We start from the raw sequence: 9,980 nt of genomic DNA, 5'->3' as shown, positions 1-9,980 counted from the left end.
AAACTACTATACCTGAATATGTAAAGTTTTGTAACGAGATTCAACATTTCTGGGCAATTCCTAATACTGGAGTTGCCTTTATTTTTAGCGTTCTTGCGATTCATCCCCTAGTTCCCATTCCAGGTATTCCAGAGCGGTTACAGCATCACCAAGGGTCAAATCTGGCGAATAATTAATTTTCTTGAACTGGGGAGAATCATCAATTGCAGCTAGGGCAAGGTAAGCAGTTTTGATTAGCTGGCGGAGTTGTTTTGAGTCTTCAGGGTTGATCATGATCCTGTTCCAAATAACTGTAATTGTTCGTAAGGATTAAAAGGCTTGTAGCTTCTGAGGGTTGCCCTAATCAGCTTTTTGAGTTGGTTGTATCTAAGCTGTGAATCACCAAAGTCATCACATGATGAAGAAAATACAGCGCCGTCAAATATCGCAACTATTGAGTTGTCGCAGCATCTACAGCCAACTAACCAGCCTTGTGTGACTGCTTCCGTGGCATCAACGTCGTCACCTTCTAATTCGCCTTCGTAGACAAATCCGAATTTAATCAGCGCAACTGCTACGGCTGTATTTTGGGCATTTAGCCAACAAGGGAGGGGAGAAGATTTTATGAGCATAGGTGGCTTTAAGATCGTGATAATTACTTGGGTTCCATTCATCAAAAACAGCGCTCTGCTATTAACAAAACGCTTTGGAACTGATAATTTTTACTAAATTTGTAATTACTTTTACTGCCCCGTCCTTCCGAACCTACTCAAAAGTTCTTCACGAGTTAATTGCAAACACAAAGGTGTAAACTCTTCTGGAGATAGCCGCAATAAACTATCAACAACTCCCGACAGTTTCTCGTCTACAGCACCAAATCTGAATCTCAACAAATTTTCTATAACTTGGCGTTGTCCCTGCTCTACTCCTTCTTGTACAGCAGCAGCCCTGGCTTCTTGATAAGCATCTGTTAAGTTCATGATTAACTCCTGATCATCTTTAGTTAAGGTTTGCTGTGTCATTACACTGACGCGCCATCTGTAAATTATTTCTCAAACATTACGGCGCAGAAGGTTTTCTCGTGATACCGCAACTAATTCACTGACTGCTTTTTGATTATAATATTAGAAGTTTCCACCTAAATCCGCCTGTAAAACTTGTTCAGCAGTCAAATTTAGCTCTGAAAAAGTGAGTGATTGAATACGGTCATTTCCCCGAAACTGAGTTAGTTGATATTCTCCTTCAACTAAACAGTAAACTGATATTGTTGGTTGTTTTGGGTTGCCTATAAAACGCTTTCCACCAAAGGCAGCATAGTCAACAATCCAATATTCGGGAATACCCATTTCTTCGTATTCTCCAAATTTCAGGAAATAATCATCACGCCAATTTGTACTGACAATTTCCACTACCAACGGAATTGATTCCCCTTGAGAAACTGTTGATGATTTTTTCCAAAGTGGTTCATTAACTAAATTAGGTGTATTCAATACCAATACATCTGGAATATAGCCCGATTTTTTATCTACTGCTTTGACTAAGGCTTGTCCAGGAATTGAATAAGCTAGATTAATCCTGCGAATTTCAAAATTGAGTTCTCTAATCAGAAATGCTCTAACCAACTCATGATCCCCTGTTGGCTGCATTTCGACTATGACTCCTTTATGTAATTCATACCTGCCGTTTTCTGGTTTCCATTCCAAAAATTCTTCAAAAGATATTGGCTCAACTAAAGGTTGAAACATGATACTGTTGTTAATACTGTGAATTATGCTTCAGGATTGTTGCTACGCCGCAATAACCTAAGAACTTCCTCTCAACCTGTGTTTTAATTCCGAATATTAGCTTTCATTTGGCGTATATCTGTGTTGACTTCTTGCATATCTGATACCAGACCAAATAGTAAAATTATTGTTCTGGCGTTTACAAAATCGTGATCTATCAACCTTTAACATTGAACCTACTCAAAAGTTCTTCACGAGAGAAAGTAGGTAATTCCAGCAACACTTTAGCAAATTCATCTGGAGAGAGATGTAATAAACTATCAATAACTCTCAACAGTTCTTCATCCACAGAACCAAACCTGTATCTCAACAAATTTTCTACTACTTGGCGTTGTCCTTCTTGTACAGCTTGCGCTCTCGCTTCCTGATAAGCATCTGTTAAGTTCATGATTAACTCCTGTTCATCTTCAGTTAATTCTTGGTATGTCATTACACTGACACGCCATCTGTAAATTATTTCTAAAACATTACGGCGCAGAAGGTTTTCTGGTGATAGCGCAACTAATTCACTGACTGCTTGTTGTTGAACCTTTCCTCTCCCTAGAAGCCTAAACCATAATGTTTCTTCTGTTACAGGCAACTCGTTAATTGCCAGTATCGCTGTTCTAAAAACATCAGGTAGAAAATACACCCCAGGCAACCAAGTTTCTAGCTCTAGTTTAACCCCAAAACTTTCTAATAATCCTGGGGACGCTGATGGCGCTAAAATCCACAATCGAGCTAGATTATCCTCTGGTATGGTCGTGTCTTCCCTTTTGGCTTTGCGTTGCGAATCTGCAATTACAGTGAACAACTTTGTCAGGCAGTTCCGCACCTCTGTTTTACTGGGCTGATTACGAAACGGTTCCAGTAAAGCCGTATTCAGCAGTGCAATTTTTCCCAGTAGTCCTAGATTTTGTGCTTGGGCTGTTGGTGCTGGTGAAAACAAAACATCTACCTGCCGAGCTTCGTGAATCACCTCTTTGTTCGGTTCTACCTTGCCTAACGGTGACAATAGCTCCTCTAAAAATTGCTTTGCAAATTGGTCGTGAGGTTTACGAGTCATGTTTTCAATAATGACTGTGCTTTATTATACGGCTGTATCTGCCTATGCGTTTTTGTGGCAACTTATTCTTAACGATTACAGTACAAAGGCGATTGCACAACCGACAATCGCCTTTGTACTTTACGCTACCACTAATTCCCGTTCTGCTGACCCTGGCTCATGTTCTAGCAAGTGTTCCCACTCTCCATCTGTCAGTTGGTCAAACGGTTTGTCTAACAACTCTTCACAAGACACGGTTTCCACATCGACATCAACCATCGATAACCACCAAACTCCTTCCAAAGCTGAATCACAAGGTATTCTCCCTTGATCTTCCTCTGATGCTCGGACAAACCACCATTGATTGTTGGTGTATCCTACTTCACCAAGTTTCACGTCGTCCTTATAAATGCCGTCGTCCAAGATTTCAAAGCCGAACTTTTGGCATTCGTTGAAAATCTGACACATTATTTCGTTATCTGTAGTGTTTGGGGCTTCTTGTTGTTCGTGTACAGGTAAGCTTCCGTCTTTGTGATGGGTGCAGATGTATCTCCACACTCTCGCCCAGGTGTTTGCTCGGTAGATTTCCTGCCCATTGACCATCACGAGCCAGGGCTGGGTTACATCTTCATAGTCATAGGTAATCGCAGCTACGAGCTTTTGACCTGCATATACTTCGTGATCGTAAAAGCTGATTTCAATGGGGATCAATTCTTCTGGTGCTACAGTCTGCGCCTGGGCTTCAATGTAAGTGTCTAGTTCGGCTTGAGCTACAGTCTGTTCGTCAAATGGTTGCTGTATCAGTGTTTTGTAAGGCATAATAGATATTCCTTGAATAAAAGGTATAAGGCGATCGCAAACTTTGGACGGTTGGGCGATCGCCTTTGTTTTTGGTCAAACGTTGTGGTATGCCACAACGCACTCACTCTAATTTGGCGTAGCCATAGTTTCATTACTCCTAGCCAGTGACTGGAGCATTACCAAGCAGGAGACAGATAATGTCAGGCGACGGATACGGCTTTAGAAGTCAGTCGTCCTACTGGTGATTTCTTATTCATGCCAATCCATTTCTCGCTGTGTACCCCTCGCCTTCTCTGGTTGCGCCAGTGCCTCGGTTACTCATTAAGCGGTCACTTTGGATTGTGCTGTCAAGGTTCTGAAGGGTTTATTAATAACCCGTGGTTAAAAGGCGATAAGCTTTTTTTAGATCATGAATATAATGTAATGCGTTTGCGTCGCATAGTCAATAGTTGCAACGCAAAATTTTCTTTTTAATAAAGAGAAGAATATAATTCAGAAAAAGGATTGCAACGCAAATTACTGGAGAACGATGAAGCTAGACACACAGATAAACTTTCGCACTAGCAGCGAAATAAAAGAAGAGTTAGAAAAGATAGCTAAAAGCAGAGGGCTTAGACCGTCACAATTGCTCAATGAACTAGTTGAAGATTTTGTCAAGCACTATGAAAATCAAGTGCCGGAAAAAATAAATTTGGAGAAGCTCTATGAAATGCTTTCATTACAAGGACAGCGATTGGAGCTACTAGAAAAGCAGCAGCAAGAAATGGCAAAAAAATCAGCAGCCTGAGAGAGGAGAACAAATCTCTCAGGCTGCAACGCAATCGCATCCTTAAAATTATGAAAGAAAGCCCGCCTCCGTCAAACAACGAGGCGGGTTAAATTTTATTGCCTGCTAGTAACGCAATGCGTCGCTATTGCATTACAATAGATTCTACAACAAAAAGCAGAAGGGGGATAAACAAATAAATTTTTCTCCCTTCTGCTAGTTCCAGATAATACGGGTTGCATGAGTGAAACCAACGATTCCAATCAGGACAAAATACCTCCAATAGAGCCAAAATCGTCTGGCGAAACTAATTACGATTGGCGTGATCCCTCAAACCTTCGTAACCCTGAAGATAATGTAATTATAGATGGCTGGCGACGGCGCGCCGATGGCACTTTTGAGAAAGTTGAAAACACAGAGGAAAAACAATGACATCTTTTATATGTGACCAAATTATAGATTTTGAAGCCACTGAGGGTTATGAAGCCCAAGATATTGAAAGACTAATTAAGCGTATACAAACATTGCTTACACAGGTGGATGCTTCTAAGGTTGTAGTTTTATTGAGAAATGCTCATTATCTGACTACAGCAGCATTTGCTATTCTTTACAACTACATTCGGGAACCAATTTCTAGCAATGTAGTATTTGTACTGGTTTCTGCTGACAAATCAAGGATATTCCCTCCTCTGCTAGATTTTGTTCAACATCAAATTGCAGTCTAAAAACTAAAAGCGATCGCCCACCGTCCAAAGCAATGCGATCGCTTACTCAAATCGTTGAAGACAAAGTGAGCCAATTACTATGCTGACACATTTTTGGTCAAATCTAAAGATTCAGCTAAAGACTCACTTTGGCACTGATTGCAAAACCGCAATATCACAAGCATTTACCATAGTGGGCAAGAATCATGCTAACACTAAATCCCAAGACAATCTCTGCCTCTGATTACGCTGACCTCAACACCAGCATCAAAGAAACCTTCGCCGCCATCGACCGCTTCGAGTGGCAAGCAGTGGATGAAATTCTCCAAATGCGGGAACAACAGATTTACCTTGAGGGGGGCTACAAAAACTTTGAAGAATACTGCCAGCGTGAATTATCTGCCTGGGGTGGCTACCGACGGATAAACCAACTTCTAGCAGCCAAAAAGGTGATTGAAGCTGCTGGGGAATTTGGCGGACATATCAAAAATGAGCGTCAGTCTCGGCCATTGTTGCGTTTGGTCAAGGAACCAGAAAAACTCAAACAAGCTTTAGCGATCGCACTCGAACAAAACCCTTCCCCTAGTGAATCAGACTTTGCTGCTGCTGCCAAGAAAGTGGTTCCTCCGACTGTGAGAAAAAAGCACTCTGTTGAGGAACCAATGGTTCCGGAAATGGCGAAAGTCACAGTTTCATCACAATCACATTTCAAATATGGGGAATCGGGAGTTATTGAGGCAGATCCACCAAACAATTATCAGCAGATTGTCACGTTCCCTGATGGAGAGAGGCTGCTGATCAACAATGCTGATTTAGATATCTTCAGCGTAAACTTACCTAGAGAGCGCAGATACCCCGCAGAATACACCGAAGCAATCGCAGCACTCGAACAACAGCACAAACAGGAACTAGAGCGACTAGAACAGGAATTGAGGGTAGGTTTGCAAGCCGAAGCATCAGCCAGGGCGGAAGCACAAGTTCAAGAACAACTGGAGGCATACCAGAAATTATTCCAACAACAGAAACAGCAAAACATTCAGTTGCAGCAACGGTTGGACGAGATGGAAAACCTGCGCCAACTGGAGTTTGAAAACCAGCGACTTCAGCAGCGCATTCAGGAATTGGAACACGCCGTACAGGAATATCCAACTCAGCAGTGGGGAAACACCTTCACCAAACAGGCAGCCAAAGCTTTAAATAAGCAGGTGAAACAGGCACTAGAGAGAACAATTGATCTGCGATCGCTGGCCACGGAACCACCCAAAGAAAATGCCAAAGAATGCTTACGGTTGATGGGTTTGGCTTTGGGGAATTTAGCCAGTGCCATGAACAACACCCAAGCACTGGAAGCTGCGGCTCTGATTTTGGGCAGTGAACCGACCCCGCAGGCGATCACATATCGAGTCGAGCAATTGCAACTATTACCCCAAGCGGTTAGTGAGATTCGGGGAGTGCTGATGAAGCCGGGGTCTAGCTGGCAAGACTTTTGGGATGTTGCTCAAGAATACGAAGCTATAAAACACGACTATTTAGCAGAATTGACTACCCAGGAAACAGAATTAATTACCTCACTCCAGAAGGCATCTACTGAACCTCCCGTTATTGAACTTGGTTCTATCGTTGCTCACGCTGACCCTTACGACAGGTTCTATATAGCCAGAGGCAAAGTAATCGAGGACTTGGGCGAGGAAGTTGTCGTCGCTTGGGATCACTCAAAAGAAAAATTTCAGAAAACTGAGAAATATTCCAGAGATAAATTGCGACTCTGGCAAGGCTAACTAGTTTTACCCTTCCCAGTAATTTTTTAGACAAATAAATATGAGTATCCAACCTCGCAATCATAGTGGGGGAAATTTCCGTGTGTCCAAACAAACAGGAGTTAGCATAATGACTGCAACTATTACAAGACCGAAACCCAAAAAGTCTACTGCTGCTAGTAAACAGAAATCCCCGTATAAAAGGCTTCATGTAATTATCCCCATAGAAGATATGCTGTGGGCTTCCCAGCAAAAGCCTTCTGTGAATCAACTATGGCAGGAATGTTGGACGGCTGATCCTTATGGTTCCCGGTGGATGCCCTTATCTACAGCTATGGGTTACAGCAGTTTTATTGCGGCGAAGAAAGTTCTATCTGACAGTGGAGTGTTTATTTTCAAGCCTGACAAGTCCATACAAGATGGGCGTGAAACAGTCGGCTGGTTGGTACGGAATCTGCATGGTAGCCGGATGAAGGAGTTTTGGGAGGGAATTGACTCTACCTCACAAAAACCAAATGCTGAAAAAACAGAACCAAATTCTCAAAATTCAGAGATGAATGCTGGCTTCTTAGAAATAGATGCCACAAATTTGGCGTGTATCTCAAGTCAACCCCAATCAGAGCAAGCATTCTGTAAAACCTCACGAACTCCTCGGAAACACCTCACAAACTCTTCAAAAGAGATTGTGAGGTGTGATTCTTCCACGCAACACGAAAACTCTCACTGTGAGGAGACGGCGATTGCACCCTTGGGGGGTGCATCGCCTCAGATTGTTGAGGGCGTGGAAGAAAAAAAAGAAGAGTTACCTACACCTACGGTAACGGACTGCACATCGCTGGCGCTTGTGGATGCTGTACAGGGCGAATCTGCTTTTTTGGAGGGAGAAAACCAAAGTTGTTGTGTTAAACCGACAGTTTTTTATGTTCGCGCAGCGTCTCGTAGAGAAGGCACTTATTCCGCCGCGCCCGTTGCCCAAAATGAACAAACTACGCTGATAGGTGAAAACAAGGTTTCGGGCGATGAGGACAAAACTCATCATTACCACACTCTTTCCGCCGCACCTGACCACAATGATGAAAAATGGTCAAGTGAAGGAATCGCAACCCGCTTAAAAGCGCGACCAAAACGGATGGAAAAACTGAAAATGGCAGGGATACTTGGGGAAAAACCTGATTTTGAGTTTCTTCACGAGTGCTGGAATGATGATCCTGCTTTGCAAATCGTGATCAAGAAGCTTTTGGCGAAGTTTCCACCGTGGGGCATTGCGTGTGTGGATGGGGTGCTGGTTAATCGAGAGAAGTAGCTTGATCGGATAGCTCGCAATTGTCGAGATGTTTTGGAACTGGTAGAAGATGTTCTACAACCTGCCAATAAAGCATTAGTATTGCTGGATCTAAATGTAGATACCAGCACCCCCACCGGGAAAATGATTTTAACCATGATGGCCGCAGTTGCCGAACTAGAACGCGCCCAAATTACCGAGCGTACCCAAGGGGGAAGAAAGGCGAAAGCTTCTCAAGGTGGCTATGCCTACGGTTCCCCTGCTTTTGGTCAGCAGTCGGTAGAGGGTAAATTAGTCCCCAGTGACGATGAGCAGCAGGTTATAGAGATTATCAGAAGACACCACAAATCAGGGAAGTCTTTGAGAGCGATCGCACTGTTTTTGTGTAGTTTGTTGAGCAGGAGTAGATACAACTTCTTTTGACCGTCTAAAATCCCAAGGCATCACAGGGTTGGTTTGATTCCAAAATCCTAGTTTTTTGTTTTTAGCCTCAGCTTCAGACTGGATAAACTGACTCTTAGTATCAGCACAACCTTGAAGGTACTCTGTATAAACAACCGCTTGCCCTTCCCTAACCATTGTGAGGTTAATTGAGCGATCGCTTACATAAATTTCACCTACTAGCCTTTTATACCTATCTTGGGTAACTGAACGGACTTTGATTGATTGTCCTACTGGTAATAATTTTTTGAGTCTATCTGCTGACTGTTTACCCCAAGGTGTTTGTTTTATTTCTGGGGCATCAATACAAGCCAGTCGAATAGTAACTTTCTTACTTCCAAATTTTGCTTGTATGGTATCGCCATCTCCTACAGATACTACAATTCCCGTAAAGGTTTGGGCGTTGGCGGCTGGAATTGGAATAAGCTGCGTTAAGACTAAAGCAGTAGCAAGAGAGATAAATTTAAATATCATGCGTAACCAATAATTACATATAGTTAGAATACCCAGCCGTCATATAAATTCCCGGTTTTGATTAAAGATATTTATACCTCATGCCATCGAGTATAAAGATAGAGACGCTAATCTTCACCAGTAACCACATATTGATGGTTTTCTATACTTCGGCTCATGCTTGGGAATTTCGGATAATTAGCCCGGACTGTTCGGTTTATGGAAAGAAAGGGATTTATTACTCAGCAGATGCGGCGCTAAAAGTGGCTAGGGAATGGATACAGGGGTGAGTGATTGCCTACTTTCCTTTAAACCCACTCCACAACCCCAACTTTTTAGATTGTGCAATCACTTCTGCATTTTCCAAAGTTGATTCATTGGGGCATTTACCAGCATCCTGTTTGTACAGGTAGGCGTTCCCTGAAGATATTTGCTCCTCATTCAAAAACTTTTCGCTATCAGGAAGAATGATAAACACTTCAGCCAATGTGCGGCCATCCCTATCTTTTTCTATTGGAGAAACCATCACCTCATTGTCAGAGGAAGCTATAAGCGATCGCAGTGCATCACGAGATTCTTTACCCAGTGGTTGATCTAGTTTTGGGGCATCAATACCACATAAGCGTATCTTCATCTCTTGTCCAGTTGTTTGTCTAACAGTGAGGCTGTGACCATCGCTAATGTTTGTCACTATCCAATCCTCAGTAGGTGGTGGTAGTGTACTGCTTTGGGTGTTGCAACTGAACAAAGTCAAACTAACAAGCGCTAGTAATGGTGCGTAGCGGCTAATCATGGTTTAATGCTTCTGGTATAGACAGTGGTGTAGAGTAGCTTAAAACAGGTTAAACGCTTTTAACTGAACGTTACCCCAAAATTTTGTAACTAAAAATAGTTTGTCCACTAGATAACTGGACAAACTTGACAAGCATATTAGGGCAGGGTTAGCGCGTCTCAAACCCTATTGACAGTGGGATTCTAGGAGAGGATTG

General features: G+C 42.6%; 15 protein-coding genes. 6 read left to right on the top strand and 9 right to left on the bottom strand.

What is annotated here, in order from left to right; translation table 11 throughout:
- Positions 1-84: 84 nt before the first annotated feature.
- From ACM0OP_RS22465 to ACM0OP_RS22435, 7 genes are all read right to left on the bottom strand, one after another.
- On the bottom strand, positions 85-273 hold the full coding sequence (locus tag ACM0OP_RS22465; protein ID WP_414530635.1) for a hypothetical protein: 189 nt from the start codon (positions 271-273) through the stop codon (positions 85-87).
- A complete protein-coding gene (locus tag ACM0OP_RS22460) occupies positions 270-611 on the bottom strand; it encodes a hypothetical protein (RefSeq protein ID WP_414530634.1) in 342 nt (113 codons plus the stop codon). The genes ACM0OP_RS22465 and ACM0OP_RS22460 overlap by 4 nt, the downstream gene beginning before the upstream one ends.
- Positions 612-722: 111 nt before the next feature.
- A complete protein-coding gene (locus ACM0OP_RS22455) occupies positions 723-1,001 on the bottom strand; it encodes a hypothetical protein (protein WP_414530633.1) in 279 nt (92 codons plus the stop codon).
- A gap of 102 nt (positions 1,002-1,103) precedes the next feature.
- Positions 1,104-1,724, bottom strand: coding sequence for a Uma2 family endonuclease (locus ACM0OP_RS22450; RefSeq protein ID WP_414530632.1), 621 nt, complete (start codon positions 1,722-1,724; stop codon positions 1,104-1,106).
- A 196-nt stretch (positions 1,725-1,920) separates the two neighbouring features.
- On the bottom strand, positions 1,921-2,808 hold the full coding sequence (locus tag ACM0OP_RS22445; protein WP_414530631.1) for a hypothetical protein: 888 nt from the start codon (positions 2,806-2,808) through the stop codon (positions 1,921-1,923).
- 120 nt (positions 2,809-2,928) lie between these two features.
- Positions 2,929-3,606, bottom strand: a complete 678-nt coding sequence (locus ACM0OP_RS22440) for a hypothetical protein (RefSeq protein WP_414530630.1) — start codon at positions 3,604-3,606, stop codon at positions 2,929-2,931.
- Complete coding sequence (locus ACM0OP_RS22435) at positions 3,588-3,740, bottom strand: hypothetical protein (protein ID WP_414530629.1); 153 nt, start codon at positions 3,738-3,740, stop codon at positions 3,588-3,590. Before ACM0OP_RS22435 ends, ACM0OP_RS22440 begins: the two co-directional genes overlap by 19 nt.
- Before the next feature lie 377 nt (positions 3,741-4,117).
- On the opposite strand from ACM0OP_RS22435, the gene ACM0OP_RS22430 reads away from it, so the two are divergent.
- The 6 genes from ACM0OP_RS22430 (at position 4,118) to ACM0OP_RS22405 (ending at position 8,520) form a co-directional block, all read left to right on the top strand.
- Complete coding sequence (locus ACM0OP_RS22430; protein WP_414530628.1) at positions 4,118-4,375, top strand: hypothetical protein; 258 nt, start codon at positions 4,118-4,120, stop codon at positions 4,373-4,375.
- 219 nt (positions 4,376-4,594) lie between these two features.
- Complete coding sequence (locus ACM0OP_RS22425; RefSeq protein WP_414530627.1) at positions 4,595-4,786, top strand: hypothetical protein; 192 nt, start codon at positions 4,595-4,597, stop codon at positions 4,784-4,786.
- Complete coding sequence (locus ACM0OP_RS22420; RefSeq protein ID WP_414530626.1) at positions 4,783-5,079, top strand: hypothetical protein; 297 nt, start codon at positions 4,783-4,785, stop codon at positions 5,077-5,079. The genes ACM0OP_RS22425 and ACM0OP_RS22420 overlap by 4 nt, the downstream gene beginning before the upstream one ends.
- 185 nt (positions 5,080-5,264) lie before the next feature.
- A complete protein-coding gene (locus ACM0OP_RS22415; protein ID WP_414530625.1) occupies positions 5,265-6,836 on the top strand; it encodes a hypothetical protein in 1,572 nt (523 codons plus the stop codon).
- Positions 6,837-6,945: 109 nt separating this feature from the next.
- Entirely contained in the window at positions 6,946-8,118 is a 1,173-nt protein-coding gene (locus ACM0OP_RS22410) for a hypothetical protein (RefSeq protein ID WP_414530624.1), read from the top strand.
- Positions 8,119-8,127: 9 nt separating this feature from the next.
- On the top strand, positions 8,128-8,520 hold the full coding sequence (locus ACM0OP_RS22405; RefSeq protein WP_414530636.1) for a recombinase family protein: 393 nt from the start codon (positions 8,128-8,130) through the stop codon (positions 8,518-8,520).
- Here the strand turns inward: ACM0OP_RS22405 and ACM0OP_RS22400 are convergent.
- Together ACM0OP_RS22400 and ACM0OP_RS22395 are read right to left on the bottom strand one after the other, a co-directional pair.
- A complete protein-coding gene (locus tag ACM0OP_RS22400; RefSeq protein WP_414530623.1) occupies positions 8,446-9,012 on the bottom strand; it encodes a thermonuclease family protein in 567 nt (188 codons plus the stop codon). The two genes, ACM0OP_RS22405 and ACM0OP_RS22400, sit on opposite strands and share 75 nt — an antisense overlap.
- 277 nt (positions 9,013-9,289) lie before the next feature.
- Positions 9,290-9,784 (bottom strand): thermonuclease family protein, encoded by a 495-nt coding sequence (locus tag ACM0OP_RS22395; RefSeq protein ID WP_414530622.1) that lies wholly within the window; start codon positions 9,782-9,784, stop codon positions 9,290-9,292.
- Positions 9,785-9,980: the final 196 nt, after the last annotated feature.

It is taken from the genome of Nodularia chucula CCY0103 (assembly GCF_963923915.1).
Lineage (GTDB): Bacteria > Cyanobacteriota > Cyanobacteriia > Cyanobacteriales > Nostocaceae > Nodularia > Nodularia chucula.
Note: the sequence above shows the minus strand (reverse complement) of the source record. Positions and strands in the feature narration are given on the sequence as shown.

Coding starts and splice junctions, on each gene's coding strand:
- ACM0OP_RS22465 (WP_414530635.1), bottom strand. CDS start 273: ATGATCAACCCTGAAGACTCAAAACAACTCCGCCAGCTAATCAAAACT.
- ACM0OP_RS22460 (WP_414530634.1), bottom strand. CDS start 611: ATGCTCATAAAATCTTCTCCCCTCCCTTGTTGGCTAAATGCCCAAAAT.
- ACM0OP_RS22455 (WP_414530633.1), bottom strand. CDS start 1,001: ATGACACAGCAAACCTTAACTAAAGATGATCAGGAGTTAATCATGAAC.
- ACM0OP_RS22450 (WP_414530632.1), bottom strand. CDS start 1,724: ATGTTTCAACCTTTAGTTGAGCCAATATCTTTTGAAGAATTTTTGGAA.
- ACM0OP_RS22445 (WP_414530631.1), bottom strand. CDS start 2,808: ATGACTCGTAAACCTCACGACCAATTTGCAAAGCAATTTTTAGAGGAG.
- ACM0OP_RS22440 (WP_414530630.1), bottom strand. CDS start 3,606: ATGCCTTACAAAACACTGATACAGCAACCATTTGACGAACAGACTGTA.
- ACM0OP_RS22435 (WP_414530629.1), bottom strand. CDS start 3,740: ATGAAACTATGGCTACGCCAAATTAGAGTGAGTGCGTTGTGGCATACC.
- ACM0OP_RS22430 (WP_414530628.1), top strand. CDS start 4,118: ATGAAGCTAGACACACAGATAAACTTTCGCACTAGCAGCGAAATAAAA.
- ACM0OP_RS22425 (WP_414530627.1), top strand. CDS start 4,595: ATGAGTGAAACCAACGATTCCAATCAGGACAAAATACCTCCAATAGAG.
- ACM0OP_RS22420 (WP_414530626.1), top strand. CDS start 4,783: ATGACATCTTTTATATGTGACCAAATTATAGATTTTGAAGCCACTGAG.
- ACM0OP_RS22415 (WP_414530625.1), top strand. CDS start 5,265: ATGCTAACACTAAATCCCAAGACAATCTCTGCCTCTGATTACGCTGAC.
- ACM0OP_RS22410 (WP_414530624.1), top strand. CDS start 6,946: ATGACTGCAACTATTACAAGACCGAAACCCAAAAAGTCTACTGCTGCT.
- ACM0OP_RS22400 (WP_414530623.1), bottom strand. CDS start 9,012: ATGATATTTAAATTTATCTCTCTTGCTACTGCTTTAGTCTTAACGCAG.
- ACM0OP_RS22395 (WP_414530622.1), bottom strand. CDS start 9,784: ATGATTAGCCGCTACGCACCATTACTAGCGCTTGTTAGTTTGACTTTG.